Genomic DNA, 19444 nt, shown 5'->3' with positions numbered 1-19444 from the left:
TCGCTAGGATGCCGTTACATAATTACGTAATACAACAAGGAGACCCATGAGCACCACCGAAATCTTCCTGCTCGCGATGCTGATCATCTTCGTCGTCCCGTACGCCATCTGGCGCCTGGGCCGCACGGATTACGTCGCGCCCCTGGTCATCGTTCAGATCATCATGGGCGTGGTGCTGGGCCCCGGCGTGCTGGGCGCGGCTTTCCCGGAGTACCACAAGTTCGTGTTCAACCCGGACGTCGTAAAGACGCTGAACGGCATCGCCCAGTGGGGCGTGATGCTGTTCGTGATGCTGGCCGGCGTGGAGCTCGACCTGAAAAAGGTCTGGACCTACCGCCGCGAGAGCGCGACGACGGCCGGCCTGGCGCTGGGCACGCCCCTGCTGTTCGGCTGCGCGGCCGCGGCGCTGCTGATGTCGTATCCGGGCTGGATGGGCGCGCGGGCGGCGCCGTGGCAGTTCACGCTGGGCACGGGCATGGCCTGCGCCGTGACCGCGCTGCCGATCCTCGTGCTGCTGATGGAAAAACTCGATTTCCTGCGCCAGCCGATGGGCCAGCGCATCCTGCGCTATGCGAGCCTGGACGACGTCGCGATCTGGGGCGTCCTCGCCATCATCATGCTGGACTTCGAACGCATCGGCCGCCAGCTCGGCTTCCTCGTCGCGTTCACCGTGCTGACGTTCGTGTTCCGCCGCCTGATGGCGCGCCTGGGCCAGACCGACCGCTGGTATGTGGCGATGATCTGGCTGATCGCCTGCGCGTTCGGCGCCGACTGGGCCGGCCTGCACTTCATGGTCGGCGCGTTCCTGGCCGGCGTCGTGATGGATGCGGACTGGTTCGAGCAGGAACACCTCGATGCCCTCTTCAAGAACGTGCTGCTCGCGCTGATGCCCGTGTTCTTCCTCAGCACCGGCCTGCGCACCAAGTGGGACCTGGGCGGCCATGCGGTGTTCTTCGCGGGCGGCCTGCTGCTGTTCGCGTCCGTCGGCGGCAAGCTGGCCGGCGCCCACATCGCCGGCAAGGTCCTGAAATGGAAGGACGGCGAGGCATCCATCATCGGCTGGCTGCTGCAGACGAAGGGCCTCATCGAGATCATCTTCGCCAACATCCTCCTCGACAAGCAGATCATCACGAGCGAAACGTTCACCGCGCTCCTTTTGATGGCCGTCGGCAGTACAATGCTGACCGTCCCGGTCGTGCACCCGAAATTGCATCGCGTGCGGCACCGCGGACTGGTGAATCAGGCCAGTTCCTGATCGGATCGAACGAAGTGGAGTATTCATGGCGCGCAGCGGACTCACGAAATCGCAGGTCAGGGAAGCCCGCGACCGGCTGGTGGCGGAGGGCCGTCATCCCTCCGTCGACGCGGTGCGCCATGCGCTCGGCGACAGCGGCTCCAAGTCGACCATCCACAAATACCTGAAGGAGCTGCGCGCCGAAGACGGCGGCGCGGACGCCGTGCCGGGCATGCGCCGCGAAGACACGGGCCGCGTCCTGCACGCCCTCGTCGACGAAGTGGCCGACCGCCTGCACGCCGGCTTCGACGAGCGCATGCGCCAGCTGCGCGCCGCCCACGACCAGGCCTTGCTCGAGCGCGACCACGAACTGGCGGAACTGCGCAGCACCGTCGCCACCCTGACCGCCCGCGTCAAACAGCTGGAGCTGGAAGCGCAGTTCGGCGCCGACGAAACGCCCCTGCGCCACTGGCAGGACCGCGGCGGCGTGCCGGGCGGCTTCGGCCATTTCGACAACAACCTGCTGAACTCGCGCTCGACCGTGCGCGACATCTCCCCCTTCGACCTGATCCGCGCCGCCGCCCGTTCGTGATCGCCACCGCACGGACGCCCCGCCGCGGACATGCTACAACGTGGCAAACGATAGCCATGGAGAACGAGCGATGCTAAAACTGGACAACATGGACCGTGCGCGGGTCGACCGGCTCGGCGCATTGACGGCGCACGTCGTCGAACACGCGCTGGCCTCGGGCCTCACCTGGGACGAAGCGATCCTCGCCTTCGGGATCGCCGCGAGGGCCATGGCGATGAAGGCGTCCGACCAGGGCGCCGGCACGCCCGAACAATGCGCCGTAGAGGCCGAGCGCCGCCTGAAATCCGGCATGACGCAAAGCGCGGACATGCTGCGCGCATGGCTGGGTTGAGCGCGACCGTCCTGCTGTCGGCACGCGACCTGCGTTCGCCGTTCGGCGGACCGTTCACGTTCGACGTGCACGCGGGCGAATGCATCGCGATCCAGGGACCGTCCGGCGCCGGCAAGAGCGTCCTGCTGCGCATGCTGGCCGACCTCGATCCGCACGACGGTGGCGCCCTGCTGGACGGGCGGCCGGCGTCGTCGATGTCCGCGCCCGACTGGCGCGCCGCCGTCGTCTACCAGGCGGCCGAACCCGCGTGGTGGGAAGCGACGGCCGGCGCGCATTTCGCCGCCGCGGACCGCGACTTCGTCGGCGCCACACTGGCCGCGCTGGGCCTGTCCCCTGCGCTGCTGGACACGGAAATCGAACGCCTGTCGACGGGCGAACGCCAGCGCCTCGCCCTCGTCCGCTCGCTGGCCCGGCGTCCGCGCGTGCTGCTGCTCGACGAACCGACGGCCGCCCTCGATCCCGACGCCGTCGCGCGCGTGGAGGCGCTGCTGCGCGCACGGCTGGCGGCCGGCATGGCGATATTGATCGTCACGCACGCGGGCGAACAGGCGCGCCGCCTCGCGCAGCGCATCTTCCGGCTCGAACAGGGAAAGCTGACGACGACATGAACGCGATTCACCTTGGCGCCTGGGATCTGCTTGCCGCCGCTATCCTGATATTGCTGGACGCCGCGCTGTCGCTCGCACTGGGCCTCGGATTGCACCGCCAGATCCTCGTCGCGGCCGTGCGCATGGTGGCGCAGCTGACCATCGTCGGCCTCGTGCTGCGCCACGTGTTCGCCACGAGCTCCGCGGCAGCCACGCTGGCCGTCGTCGTGTTCATGATCGCCGCCGCCGCGCGCGAAGTGGCGACCCGGCCGAAGCAGCGCCTGAAGCGCCACGTGAACTACCGGATCAGCGCCGCCGTCGTGTCCTGCACCGGTGTCGCGACCGTGCTGCTGGCGCTGGCGACGGCCGTGCGCCCGACACCGTGGTACGAACCGCGCTACGCGATCCCGCTGATGGGCATCGTCCTCGGCAGCGTGCTGAACGCCGCCAGCCTCGCGCTGGACGGCATCCTCGACGGCGTCGTGCGCGAGCGCGCCCGCATCGAAGCGCGGCTCGCCCTCGGCACGCCGCTGCGCGAAGCCATCGGCCCGCTCGTGCGCAACGCGACGCGGCGCGGCATGATTCCCGTCGCGAACCAGATGTCGGCCGCCGGCATCATCACCCTCCCCGGCATCATGACGGGACAGCTGCTCGCGGGCATGGACCCGATCGAGGCCGTCAAATACCAGATCCTGCTGATGTTCCTGCTGGCCGGCGCAAGCGGCCTGGCGTCCGTCGGCGCCGCCATGCTGGCCGTGCGGGCCCTCAGCGACGACCGCCAGCGGCTGCGCGTCGACCGTTTGCGCGCCTAAACCGGACGGGCCACGATCAGGGCCGTGTCGACCGTGAAGCTGCCGTCCTCCCCGATCTGGAAATAATCCCTCACTTCGCTCGCGGCGCGCGCGTGCAGCGAGCGGATCGCGGCCACGTGGACGTCGGGCGTGCGCATCCGCGCGATCCACGACGCGAATTCCAGCCGCAGCCTGTACGTGACCACGTCGTCGACCGCGAAGCCGACGGCCGCCAGCGTCGTCTGCCATTCCGCCACCGACGCGTTGCGCACGTGGGATGGATCGCGCAGCAGCTCGAGCGTCTGCAGCCATGTGTCCAGCAATGGCACGCCGGGCGAGACGACGTCCATGAATAACCCGAGACCATCCGGCTTCACGACGCGGCGCATCTGCGCGAGTCCGTCGCGGAACGCGCCCCAGTGGTGCGCGCTGTAGCGGGTGGCGACGATATCGAACGACGCATCGGGGCAGGGCAGCGCTTCCGCCGCGCCCTGCTTCGTGACGAGATTGTCCAGGCCGCGCCGGCGCGCTTCCGCGGCGACGGTGTCCAGCATCGCGGCGGACAGGTCGTATGCGACGACCTTGCCGACCTGGCCCGCCATGCGGAACGCCACATGGCCGCCGCCGCAGCCCATGTCCAGCGCGACGGCATCGGGACGGTGGCCGATCAGGTCCGCCATCCGCTCCAGGTCCGCGCCGGCGGCGTGCACGGCGCTGGCGAGATAGGCCTCGGCGCGGGAATCGTATTGTTCAAGGACGGCGGCATCGTGGTTGTGCATGTTGGCTCCTGGGTTTGATCGTTGGCTCATGGTCCACTTATTGTCTGCGAGGCGTTTTCCTGTTACAAGGAGCCCGTTTATCCTGGTATAAAGAGCACCATGACCGGAACGCAACAGCACCAGCGCCAGATGCTCGGCGCCTTCATCCGCGCCCACCGCGCGCGCCTGACGCCCGCCCGGCCCGGCACGCGCCGGCGCACGCCCGGCTTGCGGCGCGAGGAACTCGCGGACGCGGCCGGCCTCGGCGTCACGTGGATCACGTGGCTGGAACAGGGCCGCGACGTGCAGCCTTCCGTCGCCGCGCTGTCGCGGCTGGCCGACGCGCTGCAGCTGTCCGCGGCCGAACGGGCGTCGCTGTTCGACCTCGCCGGCAAGAAGGATCCGCGCGCCCTGCCCGACCACGTCGACGACCTGTCCCCGGCGCTGCTGGCGCTGCCGGGGCTGATGGCCGCGCCGGCCTACCTGCTCGACCATACGTGGACGGCACGATCCTGGAACGATGCCGCCGCCGTGCTGTTCGTCGGCTGGCTGGACGCGGAGGCGCCCGACCGCAACCTGCTCCGCTACGTCTTCCTGCATCCGGCCGCGCGCGAGCTCATCGTGGACTGGGAGACACGGGCCCGGCGGCTGGCGGCGGAATTCCGGGCCGATTTCCACCGGCGGCCGGCGGATGGGGACATGCAGGCGCTGGTTGAACAATTGTGCCGGGACAGCACGCTGTTCGCGCAATGCTGGGACAAGCAAGACGTGCTGCACCGGGAAGGCGGGGAGCGGCGGTTCCGGCATCCCATCAGGGGGGAACTGGGGTTCGTGCAAACAACGTTGCTGGTGGCGTTGCAGATGGAGATCAAGCTGGTGTGCCTGGCGGCGGGAACCTCTGCCGTCTGAACCGGTCGATACCTGGATGTTGATCGACGTCTGGGAGACACGCATGGACGGCTATGCCACCGACGCCTTCGACGTTGCCGGCCTGGTGCCCGGCTTCCGGCCCCCGCCGCAGCCTGTACCGGGCCAAAGCGCTGCACAACTGGCCGCGGCCGACGCGCGCATGCGGCACTGGCGCGACCCGGACGACGGTCCGCTGGTTCCCGGCTCGGACCGCCACGGCGACGCCACGTGCCGCATGTTCCGCGACACCTTCAACCCCTACCGCCCCGCCGTGCTGGACTGGCCCGAGCTGGAACCGGCAGTGCGCGACCGCATCGTCGCGCTGCCGATCTGGGACATCGCGGTCCAGACCGAAGGCAAGGCGCGCCTGCGCATGGCGGCCTACGCCGGCACGCTGCGCGACCCCGCCATGCGCGACGCCCTCGCGCTGAACGCGTGGGAAGAGCAGCGCCACAAGGACGTGCTCGCGCGGATGGTGGCGGCGTACGGCATCGACCTCGCGCCCGAACCCGTCCAGCACCCGCCCCGGGATCCGGAATGGGCCTACCTTGTCACCGGCTACAGCGAATGCATCGACAGCTTTTTCGCCTTTGGCCTGTTCGAGCTGGCGCGGCGTTCCGGCCTGTTCCCGCCGGCGCTCGTCGACACGTTCGAGCCCGTGATGCAGGAAGAGTGCCGGCACATCCTGCTGTTCGCCAACTGGGCCGCCTGGCACCGCGCGCGCCTGTCCTTCCTGCGCCGCGTGCGCTTCGATACGAAGGTCGCCGCGGTGTGGGCGTTCCTCGCATGGGAGCGGATCGGTTTCGCGCGCGCCATCGACGCGGACGGAGGCGCACGCGCGCAGGACAATAATTTCACGCTGCACGGGGCGCAATCGGTGGCGGACGATGGCGTCGGCGTCCGTGACCTGCTCGCGCTATGCCTTGCAGAAAACGACCGGCGCTTTGCGGGCTATGACGAACGGCTGCTGCGTCCCCACACGGTGCCGCGCCTGGCCCGGCTCGCGCTGCGGCTGCCCAGACCGTTCGATTGGCCACGCTGAGTGCTATGCTGCTCGACAATGCGCCGCTCAAGTCCAACACGACCTGGACCTGATCACGATGAGGAAATCCGTACTGCTGTTGTTGTTCATGGCGTCAATCTGCACCGTGGCCGCGCAAGGCCGGACATCCGAGGAACTGACCGATGCCGATTGGCTTTCCGTGGCAAAGGCTGCGCTCAGGCTGACGAGCCGCGTGGAGACGGTGACGTTTGTTGTCGATGACGGCTTGTCTTCGGAAGCGCGACACGCTTTGGGAAGCGTGGGAAACGTCGTCGCCCTGGCAGACGTGCCCGATCGCAGCATGGCGTATTCAACGCCGGGTTATCTCCGCGTGTTCCAGTTCCGGCTGCAGGGCGACCGAATCGAATTTCTGACGGGAAGTGTCTATCCCAAAGTCCATCAAGCCGGAGACTGCCGTCACTCATCGCATATTTTTCTCGCGCGTACACCCAATGGTGAATGGAAGCAGGACGGCCCGGCGACAGTGCACGTTTGCTCGTGGCGCTGAATGCAATAACCGCCCTGACTCGCTTCCCCCCGGTCGTGATCACCGTCAGCCCTGGCCGACGACCGCCCTTCGAACAGGCCGAACAGGGCATGCCGCGGTCGAGCCCTAGTCGAGATACCCTTCCCGCCCAAACCACGCGACCGCCGCCTGCACGCCGCCAATATACGGTCCCGGCCGGTAGCCAAGTTCCCGCTCCGCCTTGTCCGACGAAAAAAACATCCGGTTGCGCGACATCTTCAAACCGTCCACCGTCAGGAACGGCTCGCGCCCGCGCAGGCGCGCGACCGCCTCGGCCGCGTGCGCCAGCGGCACCAGCGGAGCGGCCGGCAATCTGACGCGCGGCGGCCTGCGCCCGACGAGTTGCGCGATCTCGCCCAGCAGCTCGCGCAGCATCGCGTTCTGCCCGCCGAGGATGTAGCGCTCGCCCACGCGCCCACGCGTGAGGGCAAGCAGATGCCCGCGCGCCACGTCCTCGACGTCGACGACGTTCAACCCCGTCTCGACGAACGCCGGCATCCGGCCGCGGGCCGCCTCGACGATGATGCGCCCCGTCGGGGTCGGCCGCACGTCTCGCGCGCCCACCGGCGTCGACGGATTGACGATCACGGCCGGCAAGCCTTCCCGCGCGACCATGCGCTCGACGAGACGCTCGGCCGCCACCTTGCTGCGCTTGTACACGCCGATGGCCTCGTGCTCAGCCAGCGGCTCGTCTTCCGTGGCCGCCACGGTCGACGGACTCACCCGCAACGTGGCCACGCTGCTGGTGACGACCGCGCGCTCGACCCCGGCAGCCAGCGCCGCCCGCATCACGGTCGCCGTTCCCTCCAGGTTGTTGCGCATGATCTCGCCGGGGTCGGGCGCCCACAACCGGTAATCCGCTGCGACATGCAGCAGGAAGCGCACGCCGGCCAGCGCGCGCCCGACCGCCGCCGCGTCGCGCATGTCGCCTACGACGACCTCGGCGGCCAACCCCGCCAGATTGCGGCGCGGGCTGCTCGCGCGCACCAGGGCACGGACGGCATACCCCTCTTCCAGCGCCGCGCGCGCCACGGCGGCACCGACGAACCCGGCCGCGCCCGTGACCAGCACGAGGTCGCTCCGCGCCACCATGGCCTCCTTCAGGCATCCATCCGCAGCGCATTCTAATCGCATATGCGACGCGCATACGCATCTGGATCAAACGCCGCGTGCGAACTTGCGCGCCGGCCGGGACTCCAATCAGCACCGAACGGAAAGCACCGCAGAGAACCGTCATGCACGTGATCCTAGCCCAGCCGCGCGGGTTTTGCGCGGGCGTCGTCCGAGCCATCGAGATCGTCGAGCGCGCGCTCGAACGGCATGGCGCGCCCGTGTACGTGCGCCACGAAATCGTCCACAACAAGGCCGTGGTCGACGGCCTGCGCGCCAAGGGCGCCGTGTTCGTCGAAGACCTGGACGAAGTGCCGCCGCAGGCGGTGACGATCTTCAGTGCGCACGGCGTGGCGCGCACGGTCGAGGCCGATGCCGGCGCGCGCGCCCTGCGGGTGCTGGACGCGACCTGCCCGCTCGTCGCCAAGGTCCACATCCAGGGGCGCCAGTATGCCGCCGGCGGCCGGACGGTGATCCTCATCGGCCATCCCGGCCACCCGGAGGTCGAGGGGACGATGGGGCAGATCGACGGCCGCGTGCTACTGGTGCGCGACGCACGCGAGGCCGAGGCCCTCGACCTGCCGCCCGACACGCCGGTCGCCTACGTGACGCAGACGACGCTCAGCGTGGACGACACGCGCGGCGTCATCGCGGCCCTGCGGCGGCGCTTCACGGACATCGTCGGACCCGACGTGCGCGACATCTGCTACGCCACGCAGAACCGCCAACGCGCCGTGCGCGACCTGTGCCGCCAGGTCGACGTGCTGCTCGTCGTCGGGGCGCCCAACAGTTCGAACTCGAACCGGCTACGCGAGATCGGCGCGGAGACCGGCACGCCGACCTGGCTGCTGGCCGACGGCAGCGAGCTCGACCCAGCCTGGGTCGCAGGCGCGGCGGTGGTCGGGATCACGGCCGGCGCCTCCGCACCGGAGGCCATGGTCGAGCACGTGATCGCTGCCCTGCGCTCCCTCGGGCCCGTCGAGGTGTCGACGCTGGACGGGATCGAGGAACACATCGAATTCCGGTTGCCGCGCGCGCTCGCCGACGGGCCGGAAGCCGGCACGCACTGACGGCGGGGACACGGGCATGGCCATCCCCCTCCTGCAGAAAGTCCTCGTCGGCGCCTACGTGCTGCGCAAGCACCTGGCCGGCGAACGACGCTATCCGCTCGCGCTGATGCTCGAGCCGCTGTTCCGCTGCAACCTGGCGTGCGCGGGCTGCGGCAAGATCGATTATCCGGCCGAGATCCTCGACCAGCGCCTGTCGGTGGAAGAGTGCCTCGGCGCCGTCGACGAATGCGGCGCGCCCGTCGTCTCGATCGCGGGCGGCGAGCCGCTGCTGCACAAGGATATGCCCGCGATCGTCGCCGGCATCGTCGCACGCCGCAAGTTCGTCTACCTGTGCACGAATGCGCTGCTGCTGGAACGGCAGCTCGGCCAGTACCGCCCGAGCCCGTTCTTCACATGGTCCGTGCACCTCGACGGCGACGAGGGCATGCACGACCGCTCGGTCTGCCGCCCGGGCGTGTACGGGCGTGCCGTGGCCGCGATCCGGCATGCCAAGGCGGCGGGCTTCCACGTCAACGTCAACTGCACGCTGTTCGACGATGCCCGTCCGGAGCGGGTGGCAAGCTTCTTCGATACGTTGAAGACGATGGAGGTCGACGGCATCACCGTGTCGCCCGGCTATGCCTACGAACGCGCGCCCGAACAGCAGCATTTCCTCACGCGCAACCGGACGAGACAATTGTTCCGGGACATACTCGCACGCGGCGACGGGGGGCGGCGCTGGGCGTTCAGCCAGTCCAGCCTGTTCCTCGACTTCCTTGCGGGGAACCAGACCTATCATTGCACCCCATGGGGCAATCCCACGCGCACCGTATTCGGCTGGCAGCGTCCATGCTACCTGCTCGGCGAAGGCTATGCCGCATCGTTCCGGGAACTGATGGACGACACCGACTGGGAGGCCTACGGCACGGGACGCTACGAGAAATGTGCGGATTGCATGGTGCACAGCGGCTACGAGGCGAGCGCCGTGCGGGATACGCTCGCGCGTCCTCTCACGGCCGCCCGCGTCGCGCTGCGGGGCGTCGCCACCGACGGGCCGATGGCACCCGACATTCCGCTGGGCGGACAGCGGCCCGCGCAACACGTGCATGCGCAACAGGTCGCCATCCGTCTCGACGAGATCCGGGGCCGCAAGGCCGGGCTGAATGGAGGAGCCCGATGATGCCGTCTTTCGTCACGCTGGCCGGCTCGGCGCTGACGGTGCTGGCCACGCTGTACGCGGTGGCGGCGCTGCTCTGCCGTGGCCGCATCCGCGTCGCGCGCGCGGACCGGCCCCCCGTGTGGACGCCTGTCACCGTGCTCAAGCCCCTGTGCGGTGCCGAGCCCCGGCTGGAAGAGAATCTCGCCGGCCTGTGCAGCCAGACGCACCCGCATGTCCAGCTCGTGTTCGGGGTCCGCGATCCCGCCGACCCGGCCATCGCCGTCGTCGAACGCCTCGCCCGGCGCTTCCCCGCCGTGGACATGCGGCTCGTCGTCGATCCGCGCATCCACGGCAGCAACCTCAAGGTGAGCAACCTCATCAACATGATGCAGGCTGCACGCCATCCCTGGCTCGTGCTGGCCGACAGCGACATCGTCGTCGGGCCCGAGTACGTCGCCCGCGTGACGGCGCCGCTGGCCGAGCCGCAGGTCGGCATCGTCACCTGCCTGTACCACGGCCGGCCGCTGGACGGTGTCTGGCCGCGCATCGGCGCACTCTTCATCGACACCTGGTTCGCCCCCTCCGTGCGGGTCGCGAGCAGCGGCGGCACCAGCGCCTTCGCGTTCGGGGCGACGATTGCGGTGCGCGCTGCGACGCTCGAGGCCGTTGGCGGGGTCGAGGTGCTGAAGAACCGCCTGGCCGACGATTACCGGCTCGGCGAACTCGTGCGCGGTCTGGGCCTGGAGACGGTGCTGTCCGACGTGAACGTGGGGACCGACGTGACGGAAACGGGCCTGCGCGCGCTGTGGTCGAGAGAGCGGCGCTGGATGCAGACGATCCGCTCGCTCAATCCGCTCGGCTACGCGTTGTCCTGCATCACCTTCACCCTGCCGATGCTGGCGCTCGGGCTGTGGCTCGCGCCGACAGCGTGGAACATGGCGCCGGCACTGTGCGGCGCGGCGGCACGCCTCGGCCTGCACTGGCGGAGGCCGGCGCCGGACATCCCCGCACCCGGTCACGCCTGGCTCGCCCCGCTGCGCGACTGCCTGCTCATGCTGGAGTGGGCGAGCGCCTTTGCCGGTACGTCGACGCACTGGCGGCGGCACCGCCTGCCCATCGATACGGGCCGGGCGGCGGGCCCCGACCGGCCCGGCGGTGTGCCCGCGCCGCATGACCGGCCATCCTGGCGATAGCGAACATGGACACGACCACGATGCATACCGCAATGCTGAAGACCCTGTTCCTGCAGGCGCCGTCGTTCGACGGTTTCGACGGCGGCGCCGGCTCGCGCTACCAGGCGAAGCGCGAAATCCGCTCGTTCTGGTATCCGACCTGGCTGGCCCAGCCCGCCGCCCTCGTGCCCGGCAGCCGGCTGCTCGACGCGCCCGCGGACGGGCTCTCCGTGGCGCAGACGCTGGACATCGCGCGCGACTACGACCTCGTGATCATCCACACGAGCACGCCCTCGTTTCCGGGCGACGTGCGCTTCGCCGCGATGCTCAGGGAAACGCATCCCGCGATACGCATCGGCATGGTGGGCGCCAAGGTCGCCGTCGATCCCGGCGGATCGCTCCGGGCGGGCACTGCCGTCGACTTTGTCGCGCGCGAGGAATTCGACTACACCTGCCGCGACGTCGCCGCCGGCCGGCCGCTCGCGGACATCGACGGCATCAGCTGGCGCGATGCCGGCGGTGCCATCCGGCACAACCCGCCGCGCGCGATCATCGAAGACATGGACGCGCTGCCGTTCGTCGCGCCCGTCTACCGGCGCGACCTGAACATCCGCAATTACTTCATCGGCTACCTGAACTATCCGTACGTGTCGCTGTACACGGGCCGCGGCTGCCGCTCGCGCTGCACGTTCTGCCTGTGGCCGCAGACCGTCGGCGGCCACCGCTACCGTACCCGGTCGGCGGAAAACGTGCTCGCCGAGGTCCGATGGATCCGCGAGAACATGCCGGAAGTGAAGGAAATCATGTTCGACGACGACACGTTCACCGACTTCCGCCCCCGCGCCGAGGAGATCGCGCGGGGTCTCGGCAAGCTGGGCGTGACATGGTCGTGCAATGCGAAGGCGAACGTGCCCTATTCGACGCTCAAGATCATGAAGGAAAACGGCTTGCGGCTACTGCTCGTGGGCTACGAATCCGGCGACGACCAGATCCTCCTGAACATCAAGAAGGGCTTGCGGACCGACATCGCGCGGCGCTTCGCCGCCGACTGCCGCGCGCTCGGCATCACCGTCCACGGCACGTTCATCCTCGGGCTGCCCGGCGAGACACGGGAGACGATCGCGAAATCGATCGCCTTCGCCAAGGAAATCAACCCGCACACGATCCAGGTCTCGCTGGCGGCGCCGTACCCGGGCACCCGGCTGTACGAACAGGCGCTGGAGAACGACTGGATACCGGCCCACAAGACCATTCCGCTCGTCGACGGCAGCGGCGTGCAACTGGCCGCGCTCAGCTATCCGCACCTGTCGAGCGACGAGATCTATCACGGCGTGGAACAGTTTTATCGCAGTTTTTATTTCCGGCCTTCGAAGATCTGGGAAATCGTCAGCGAGATGCTGCAGAGCTGGGACATGACCCGGCGCCGCCTGCGCGAAGGCGTCGAATTCTTCCACTTCCTGCGCGCCCACGGCGCGTCCCATTCATGAGCGCGCCGCCGGGACGGGGCCTCATCGTCACGGCCGACGACTTCGGCCTGCACCCGAGCGTGAACGCGGCCGTCGAGCGCGCGCATCGGGACGGCATCCTGACCGCGGCCAGCCTGATGGTGGGCGCGCCGGCCGCCGAGGATGCGATCGCCCGCGCGCGCGCGTTGCCGGGACTGCGGGTGGGCCTGCACCTCGTCCTGGCCGACGGCGCGTCCGTGCTGCCGCCGCGGGCCATCCCCGACCTCGTCGACGCGCAGGGCCGCTTCGGGGGGCGCATGGCACGCGACGGCGCGCGGTACTTCTGCCTGCCGCGCGTACGCCGCCAGCTGGCGCTGGAGATCCGTGCCCAGTTCGACGCGTTCGCCGCGAGCGGCCTGGTGCTGGACCACGTCAACGCGCACAAGCATTTTCATGTGCACCCGACGATCCTGACGCTCATCCTCGATATCGGCCGCGCGTTCGGGCTGCAAGCCGTCAGGTTGCCGCGCGAGACAGGGCCGCCCGCGCAGGCGTCCCCGCGGTGGCTGCGGCCCTGGCTGGCGCTGCTCGAAGCCAGGCTGGACGCCGCCCACATCGGCCACAACGATTACGTGACCGGCATCCGCCAGTCCGGGCGCTTCGACGAGGCGGCCCTGCTGGATGCACTGTGCAACCTGCCGACGTCCGGCATCGGCGAGCTGTACCTGCATCCGGCGCTCGCGTCGGGTGCGGCGATCGCGCCATCGATGCGCGGCTACCGCCACGCCGACGAGTTCGCGGCACTCCTCTCGCCGCATGTGCGTGCGGTGTGCGGCGCCCTGCGCGCGCAGGGGTGGCGCTTCGGTGGATTCGCCGACCTTGTCGCCGCAACAGGCGACGGGGCGGACACCCGCGCCGTCGGGGCGGACATCCGCGCCGTCGGGGCGGACACCCGCGCCGTCGGGGCGGACCACCGCAGCAGCCCATGAACCACACCCGCACGATGGGCCGGCTGGCCTGGACGGCATCGCTCGCCGGGCTCGCGCTGGTGGCGGCGCTCGTCGCGGCCGAAGGCTGGACCGGCGTCGTGGCCGCATTCGAGCGGGCCGGCTGGGCGCTACTACTGGTCGTGCCGGCAAGAGTCGTCACGCAGCTGTTCGACGTGCGCGCATGGCGCATCCTGCTCGCGCCGTTCGACCCCGGGCGCGCCGCCGGGCCGCTGTTCCTGCTGTGGGTGGCATTCGTGCGCGAGGCCGTCAACCGGCTGCTGCCGGTGGCGAACATCGGCGGCGAAGTCGCCGGCGTACGGCTCGCGGGCCTGCGGGTGCCCGACACGGCCGGCGTCGCGGCCAGTGTCGTCGTGGAAGTGGTGCTGACGATCGTCGTGCTCTACCTGTTCTGCGGCGCCGGCGCGCTGCTGATGTTGACGCTGGCGGCTGGACCCGGCCCCGTCGGGATCGTCGTGGCGGCGCTGCTGCTGTCGCTGCCGCTGCCCGTGCTCGCCTGGTGGCTGCTCGGCCACGGCGCGCCGTTCGCGCGGCTGGAACGCTGGGTACTGCGCCTGCTCGGGCCGCAAAACGTCATCGCATTGCACCTGGACGGCGCGGGCATCGACGCGGCCGTCGCGCGCCTGTTCCGGCAACGAGGCCGTCTCGCCCGCGCCGGGATGTGGTCGCTGCTCGCCAACGTGCTGGGCACGTTCGAAACGTGGTACGCGCTGGCCCTGCTCGGCCACCCCGTCGGCTTGCAGGCCGCGCTCGCCATCGAGGCGCTGACACAAGCCGTCCGCCACGCCGGCTTCATGGTGCCCGCCGGCCTGGGCGTGCAGGAAGCCGCTGTGCTGCTGTTCGGCCAGCTGGCCGGCGTGGGCGGGGATGTGGCGCTGTCGCTCGCGCTCGCCAAACGGATGCGCGAGCTCGCGACCGGCGTGCCGGCTCTCGTCTCGTGGCACTGGTTCGAAATGCGCCGCCTGCGTCCGTTCGTCGACCGCGCTCAGGGGCCACGATTATGAGCCGCCAGGTATCGGATGAGGCCGTCGACGCCCTCCGTCGCCAGGCGCGCGGCGAACTGCTGGCGATACACCTGGATCATCCACGCACCCATCATGTTGATGTCGTAGATTTTCCAGCCGGCGGACGTCTTGTGCATCCGGTAGTCGATCGGCATCGCGTCGGCGCCCGTGACCACGGTCGTCTTCACGACGGCATCGGTGGCGTTCGCGGCGGACCGGCGCGCGGGGGCGTAGCGGAACTGCGTGTTCTCCTGCTGGATCTGCGTCAGCTGGATCGCGTAGGTCCGCGCCAGCAAGGTCTGGAATTCGCGGAACAGCGCCTCACGCTGGGCCGGCGTCGCCCGTGCCCACGCGCTGCCCACCGCGTACTGGGTCGTCAGCATGAAGTCCGTGGACGGCAGGAAGTCGCGGCGGACGATCTCGAGCGTTCGCTCGGGGTCGCCTGCGCGCGCGCCGGGGTCGCTGCGGATGGCGCTCATGACCTTGTCGATCGTGCTCCTCAATGTTTGCTCCGGCGTACGCTCCGCCACCTGCTGGGCACAGGCCGGCGGCGGCATGGAACATACCAGGGCAAACACAAATAAGGACGGTTTCATGGGATCCTCGATCGGCACATCCATATGACCGTCGTCCGCCGTCCGTGTTCCCGCGCACGGCTGCGCCAGATCATACGGCCACCCGCACCGCATCCGTTCTAATGAACACACCATGCTGACCCACCAGATTGCCAGGCTCGTCCACCTGTCGTGCCGCCACCCATGGGCGGTGCTCGGGGCGTTTGCGCTGCTGGTACTTGGATCCGGGCTTTATGTGGCACGCCATTTCGCGATCAATACGGACGTCGGGCAGTTGATTGACGCGAATGCGCCATGGGCCCGGCGCGACGCCGCCATCGCCGCCGCGTTCCCGAACCGGGGCGACACCACCCTGGCCGTCATCCGTGCGCCCGCGCCCGAGTTCGCGGCGCAGGCGGCGCGCGAACTGGCCGACCGCCAGCGCCGGCGACCCCCCCTGTTCCGCCCGGTGGACCTCGGCGCGGGCGCCGAATTCTTCCGCCGCAACGGCCTGCTGTACCTCGACGCGCAGGAGGTCCGCAACCTGGCGGCGCGCCTCGTCGATGCACGGCCCCTGCTCGGTGCGCTCGCGCGCGACCCGTCCCTGCGGGGCGTCGCGAACCTGCTGGCCGTCACGCTGGGCACGCCCCTGCTGACGGGCCAGGTCTCGCTCGCGCAGATGGCGCCGCTGCTGGCGCGCGGCGCCGCCACGGTCGAGGGCGTCCTCGCCGGAAGAAACACCGCGCTGTCCTGGCAGGATCTCGCCACCGCCGGCGTGGCGGCCGAACCCGGCCTCGTGGAAGTCCGCCCGGTGCTGGACTACGCCGCCCTGCTGCCCGGCGCCGCGTCCAGCGACGCGATCCGCGCGGCCGCCGCCGACCTGCGCCTGGCCGAGCGCTACGGCGCGCACGTCTCGCTGACGGGGCCGGTGCCCTTGTCGGACGACGAGTTCGCCTCACTGCAGGAAGGGTCGCCGCTCGTCGGCAGCATCCCCGTCGCGATCGTGCTCGTGCTGCTGTGGCGCGCGGTGCGTTCGACCCCGCTCGTGCTGGCACTGTGCATCACGATGCTGGGCGGCCTCGCGCTCACGGCCGCGCTGGGGCTCATGATGGTGGGTGCGCTGAACCTGATCTCCATCGCGTTCGCGATCCTGTTCGTCGGGCTCGGCATCGATTTCGGCATCCAGTTCGGCATGCGCTTCCGCGAACTGCGGCGCGTCCGGCCCGGCACCGGCACGGCCCTGCTGGCGACGGCGCGCGCGCTCGCGCTGCCGCTCACGCTCGCGGCGACGGCCACGGCGTTCGGCTTCCTCGCGTTCCTCCCCACCGCGTACCGCGGCGTGGCCGAGTTGGGGCAGATCGCGGGCGTCGGCATCCTGTGCGTCGCCCTGCCCGCCTGCCTGACCGTGCTGCCCGCGCTGATCCGCATTACCGATCCGCCGGCGGGGGCGCTCGCGCCCGGCTACCCGTGGCTCGCCGGCATCGACCATGCGCTGCAGACCCACCGCAGGACCGTGCTCGCGGCCACGCTGGCGCTCGTCGCGGCCGGCATTCCGCTGCTGTGGCGCCTCGAATTCGACTTCGATCCGCTGCACCTCAAGAATCCCGGCAGCGAATCGATGGCCACGCTGACGTCGCTCGCGCGCGGCACCGACATCGGACTCGACAACGTGCAGGTGCTCGCCCCGTCGCTGGCACAGGCCGCGGCCCTGGCGGCCCGCCTGGAACGCCTGCCCGACGTGGCCCATGCGCTGACGGCCGCCAGCCTCGTGCCCGACCGTCAGCCGGAAAAACTGGAGGCCATCGCGGCCGCGGCCGCCCGCCTGCTGCCCGTGCTGGAGCGGCCCGCAGCGGCACCGGCAGTCGCGCCGGCGTCGGATGCGCAGCGCACGGCGGCGCTGCGCACGGCCGCGCAAGCGCTGCACAATGCGGCGCTCGATCATCCGGGTCCCGGTGCGGCCGAGGCGTCGCGGCTCGCGCGGGCGCTCGCTGCCCTGGCGCGCGCAGGGCCTGCCGCCTGCGACCGCGCCGACCAGGCGCTGGCGGGTACGCTACGGCTCGCGCTGGACGCCCTGCGGCTGGCCCTCCGGCCGGAACCCGTCACATTGGCGACGCTGCCCGCCGCGATGCGCCGCAACTGGATCGCGCCCGACGGCCGCGCGCTGGTCGACGTCAGTCCGAAGCGGCCCACGGGGACGAGCCTCGGCGACGACAGCCGGCTGGGCCGCTTTGCCGATGCCGTCCTGCGCATCGCCCCGATGCGGCCGGCGGCCCGATCTCCGTGCGCCACGCGGCCGACCTGATCGTCGCCGCGTTCGTGCAGGCGGCGCTGCTGGCCATCGCGACCATCGCGCTGCTGTTGTGGATCGCGTTCCGGCGCGTGGGCGATGTGCTGCTGACGATGGTGCCCCTGCTCGTGTCGAGCCTGGCCACGCTGGAGGCCTGCGTGCTGCTGCGCATCCACCTGAATTTCGCGAACATCATCGCGCTGCCGCTGCTGCTGGGCGTTGGCGTCGCTTTTAAAATCTATTACATCATGGCGTGGCGCGCGGGGCAGCCGGCCCGGCTGGAGCATCCGCTCACGCAAGCCATCGTCCTCAGCGCGGCGACCACCGGCACCGCGTTCGGCAGCCTGTGGCTGTCGCACCACCCCGGCACCGCGAGCATGGGCAAGCTGCTGGTGCTGGCGCTGGTCTGCACCCTGATCGGCGCCGTGTTCTTCCAGCCCGTCCTGCTGGGGCAGCCCCGTGCCCCGGCACCTGCCGAACGAGGTCCGCCATGACCCACCCGCCGCCGCCGCGGATCGTTGCCGCCCTGCTGCTCACGCCCCTCGCGCTCCTGTCCGGCTGCGCCACGGGCCCCGGGCTCGATCCGGCCGATCCGCTGGAACCGCTCAACCGCGCCACGTTCCGCTTCAACGACACGCTCGACCGCCACATCGCGCAACCGGTCGCGCGCACGTATAACCGCACCGTGCCGCGCTTCGTCCGCACCGGTGTGGACAATTTCTTTCCAACCTGGGCGATGTCCCGGTGATGCTCAACGATTTCGCCCAGCTGCGCCTGATGGACGGCATGAACGACCTGATGCGCGTGTCCGTGAATTCCACGTTCGGTCTGCTGGGCGTGCTCGACATCGCCACGCCCGCCGGCATCGCCAAGCGCAACCAGGACTTCGGCCTCACGCTGGGCCACTACGGGGTGCCGGCCGGCCCCTATCTCGTGCTGCCCCTGTTCGGTCCGAGCACGTTCCGCGACGCGGCGGGCTTCGGCGTCGACCAGTACGCCTCGCCCATCACCTACGCGAAGCCGGCCTTGCGCAACACGCTTGGGGCGTCGACTTCGTCAGCACGCGGGCCCGTTACCTGAACGCGACCAATCTGCTGGAACAGGCCGCGCTCGACCGCTATCTGTTCGTGCGCGACGCCTACCTGGGCCGCCGCCGTACGCAGCTCGACGAGTGCAAGGAAACGCCGCTGCCGGATTACAACAAGGACGATGGCGGCAGGGAAGATGGCGAACAATGACACCCCAGCCCCGCCCCGAGCCGCGCACGCGCCCGCAGCAGGGCACGCCGCGCCACCCACGCCTCGCCCGCCAGCACGCACACGGCGGCGACCTGCCCCGGTCCACGGGCCAGCGCGCGCAGCACGGGCCAGATGCCGCCCGTGTCCAGGCCGGCCAGCGCGGCCGCGGCACGGTGCGCCAGGCGGATCGAGCACGACGCGGCAGGCCGCGAACGGAGGCCGTGCCGCCTCGCGGCCAGCGCGGCGGCATGCGTTTCCATGTCGACGGCGGCGGCGCCCGCGTCACGCCACAGCGCCGCCTTGGCGGCCGGCGTGGCGAGTGGCGCGTCCGCGCCCGCGAGCAGCCCGGGACGGCACCGGGCAGCCGGTCCAGCAAGGCGCGCGACCAGTCCGGGTCCGTCGCGACGAGGCCGTCCGGCGTCAGCACGCCCGTCGCCACCACGCAGTCGCCGCACGCGAGGTCCGGGTCCAGGCCGCCCGCACAGCCGAAGCTGATGATGCCAGCCCAGCCAGCGGGTCCCTGCTGACCGGGTCGCGCCTGACCGGGTCGCGCCTGACCGGGTCGCGCCTGACAGGGCCCCTCCAGCATCCCGTGCAGCCGTTGCGCCACCCGCCACGGCCCCGGCCCGCACACGCTGGCGACGCCGGG

18 protein-coding genes and 2 pseudogenes are annotated in these 19444 nt (G+C 70.3%); 16 read left to right on the top strand and 4 right to left on the bottom strand.

From position 1 onward, the window contains the following. Nucleotides 1–46: 46 nt before the first annotated feature. From ACEN98_RS15795 to ACEN98_RS15775, 5 genes are all read left to right on the top strand, one after another. Nucleotides 47–1255: a cation:proton antiporter gene (locus tag ACEN98_RS15795; protein WP_413385749.1), complete on the top strand. Its 1209-nt coding sequence runs from the start codon at nt 47–49 to the stop codon at nt 1253–1255. Nucleotides 1256–1280: 25 nt separating this feature from the next. Next, nucleotides 1281–1826, top strand: a complete 546-nt coding sequence (locus tag ACEN98_RS15790; RefSeq protein WP_413385748.1) for a DNA-binding protein — start codon at nt 1281–1283, stop codon at nt 1824–1826. 70 nt (nt 1827–1896) lie between these two features. Then, a complete protein-coding gene (locus ACEN98_RS15785; protein ID WP_413344194.1) occupies nt 1897–2157 on the top strand; it encodes a hypothetical protein in 261 nt (86 codons plus the stop codon). After that, a complete protein-coding gene (locus ACEN98_RS15780; RefSeq protein ID WP_413385747.1) occupies nt 2145–2765 on the top strand; it encodes an ATP-binding cassette domain-containing protein in 621 nt (206 codons plus the stop codon). The genes ACEN98_RS15785 and ACEN98_RS15780 overlap by 13 nt, the downstream gene beginning before the upstream one ends. Then, nucleotides 2762–3556 carry an ABC transporter permease gene (locus ACEN98_RS15775; RefSeq protein WP_413385746.1) on the top strand — a complete coding sequence of 265 codons (795 nt, stop codon included), beginning with the start codon at nt 2762–2764 and terminating at the stop codon, nt 3554–3556. Before ACEN98_RS15780 ends, ACEN98_RS15775 begins: the two co-directional genes overlap by 4 nt. Here ACEN98_RS15775 and ACEN98_RS15770 read toward each other — a convergent pair. Continuing rightward, nucleotides 3553–4314 (bottom strand): class I SAM-dependent methyltransferase, encoded by a 762-nt coding sequence (locus tag ACEN98_RS15770; protein ID WP_413385745.1) that lies wholly within the window; start codon nt 4312–4314, stop codon nt 3553–3555. The two genes, ACEN98_RS15775 and ACEN98_RS15770, sit on opposite strands and share 4 nt — an antisense overlap. Before the next feature lie 99 nt (nt 4315–4413). Between ACEN98_RS15770 and ACEN98_RS15765 the strand changes: the two genes are divergently transcribed. Genes ACEN98_RS15765 through ACEN98_RS15755 form a run of 3 tightly spaced genes read left to right on the top strand, consistent with a single transcriptional unit; the run spans nt 4414 to nt 6752 of the window. Then, a complete protein-coding gene (locus ACEN98_RS15765) occupies nt 4414–5202 on the top strand; it encodes a helix-turn-helix transcriptional regulator (protein WP_413385744.1) in 789 nt (262 codons plus the stop codon). Nucleotides 5203–5245: 43 nt separating this feature from the next. Continuing rightward, on the top strand, nt 5246–6244 hold the full coding sequence (locus tag ACEN98_RS15760) for a ferritin-like domain-containing protein (protein WP_413386002.1): 999 nt from the start codon (nt 5246–5248) through the stop codon (nt 6242–6244). A gap of 58 nt (nt 6245–6302) precedes the next feature. Continuing rightward, on the top strand, nt 6303–6752 hold the full coding sequence (locus ACEN98_RS15755; RefSeq protein ID WP_413385743.1) for a hypothetical protein: 450 nt from the start codon (nt 6303–6305) through the stop codon (nt 6750–6752). A gap of 105 nt (nt 6753–6857) precedes the next feature. On the opposite strand, the gene hpnA is transcribed toward ACEN98_RS15755, so the two are convergent. Continuing rightward, nucleotides 6858–7862 carry a hopanoid-associated sugar epimerase gene (gene hpnA / locus ACEN98_RS15750; RefSeq protein WP_413385742.1) on the bottom strand — a complete coding sequence of 335 codons (1005 nt, stop codon included), beginning with the start codon at nt 7860–7862 and terminating at the stop codon, nt 6858–6860. 143 nt (nt 7863–8005) lie between these two features. Here hpnA and ispH point away from each other — a divergent pair, with 143 nt between their 5' ends. The 6 genes from ispH to ACEN98_RS15720 are packed head-to-tail and all read left to right on the top strand — an operon-like array spanning nt 8006 to nt 14716. Beyond that, a complete protein-coding gene (gene ispH / locus ACEN98_RS15745) occupies nt 8006–8950 on the top strand; it encodes a 4-hydroxy-3-methylbut-2-enyl diphosphate reductase (RefSeq protein WP_413385741.1) in 945 nt (314 codons plus the stop codon). 16 nt (nt 8951–8966) lie between these two features. Next, nucleotides 8967–10109, top strand: a complete 1143-nt coding sequence (gene hpnH / locus ACEN98_RS15740; RefSeq protein ID WP_413385740.1) for an adenosyl-hopene transferase HpnH — start codon at nt 8967–8969, stop codon at nt 10107–10109. Next, complete coding sequence (gene hpnI, locus ACEN98_RS15735; protein ID WP_413385739.1) at nt 10106–11281, top strand: bacteriohopanetetrol glucosamine biosynthesis glycosyltransferase HpnI; 1176 nt, start codon at nt 10106–10108, stop codon at nt 11279–11281. Before hpnH ends, hpnI begins: the two co-directional genes overlap by 4 nt. 32 nt (nt 11282–11313) lie before the next feature. Continuing rightward, complete coding sequence (hpnJ, locus tag ACEN98_RS15730) at nt 11314–12747, top strand: hopanoid biosynthesis associated radical SAM protein HpnJ (RefSeq protein ID WP_413386001.1); 1434 nt, start codon at nt 11314–11316, stop codon at nt 12745–12747. Further along, entirely contained in the window at nt 12744–13694 is a 951-nt protein-coding gene (gene hpnK, locus ACEN98_RS15725; RefSeq protein WP_413385738.1) for a hopanoid biosynthesis-associated protein HpnK, read from the top strand. Before hpnJ ends, hpnK begins: the two co-directional genes overlap by 4 nt. After that, the gene (locus ACEN98_RS15720) at nt 13691–14716 is read left to right on the top strand and encodes a lysylphosphatidylglycerol synthase domain-containing protein (RefSeq protein WP_413385737.1); all 1026 of its coding nucleotides are present in this window, start codon (nt 13691–13693) and stop codon (nt 14714–14716) included. The genes hpnK and ACEN98_RS15720 overlap by 4 nt, the downstream gene beginning before the upstream one ends. Here ACEN98_RS15720 and ACEN98_RS15715 read toward each other — a convergent pair. After that, nucleotides 14698–15273: a phospholipid-binding protein MlaC gene (locus tag ACEN98_RS15715; protein ID WP_413385736.1), complete on the bottom strand. Its 576-nt coding sequence runs from the start codon at nt 15271–15273 to the stop codon at nt 14698–14700. The genes ACEN98_RS15720 and ACEN98_RS15715 overlap by 19 nt on opposite strands. A 151-nt stretch (nt 15274–15424) precedes the next feature. Between ACEN98_RS15715 and ACEN98_RS15710 the strand changes: the two are divergent. Together ACEN98_RS15710 and ACEN98_RS15705 are read left to right on the top strand one after the other, a co-directional pair. Further along, nucleotides 15425–18051 (top strand): annotated as a pseudogene (locus ACEN98_RS15710) (MMPL family transporter). Beyond that, nucleotides 18048–18795 (top strand): annotated as a pseudogene (locus tag ACEN98_RS15705) (VacJ family lipoprotein). Before ACEN98_RS15710 ends, ACEN98_RS15705 begins: the two co-directional pseudogenes overlap by 4 nt. On the opposite strand, the gene ACEN98_RS15700 reads toward ACEN98_RS15705, so the two are convergent. Next, entirely contained in the window at nt 18753–19250 is a 498-nt protein-coding gene (locus ACEN98_RS15700; RefSeq protein ID WP_413386000.1) for a hypothetical protein, read from the bottom strand. The pseudogene ACEN98_RS15705 and the gene ACEN98_RS15700 sit on opposite strands and share 43 nt — an antisense overlap. Nucleotides 19251–19444 lie beyond the last annotated feature (194 nt).

The organism is Massilia sp. CT11-137 (assembly GCF_047302885.1).
Lineage (GTDB): Bacteria > Pseudomonadota > Gammaproteobacteria > Burkholderiales > Burkholderiaceae_D > Telluria > Telluria orientalis.
Note: the sequence above shows the minus strand (reverse complement) of the source record. Positions and strands in the feature narration are given on the sequence as shown.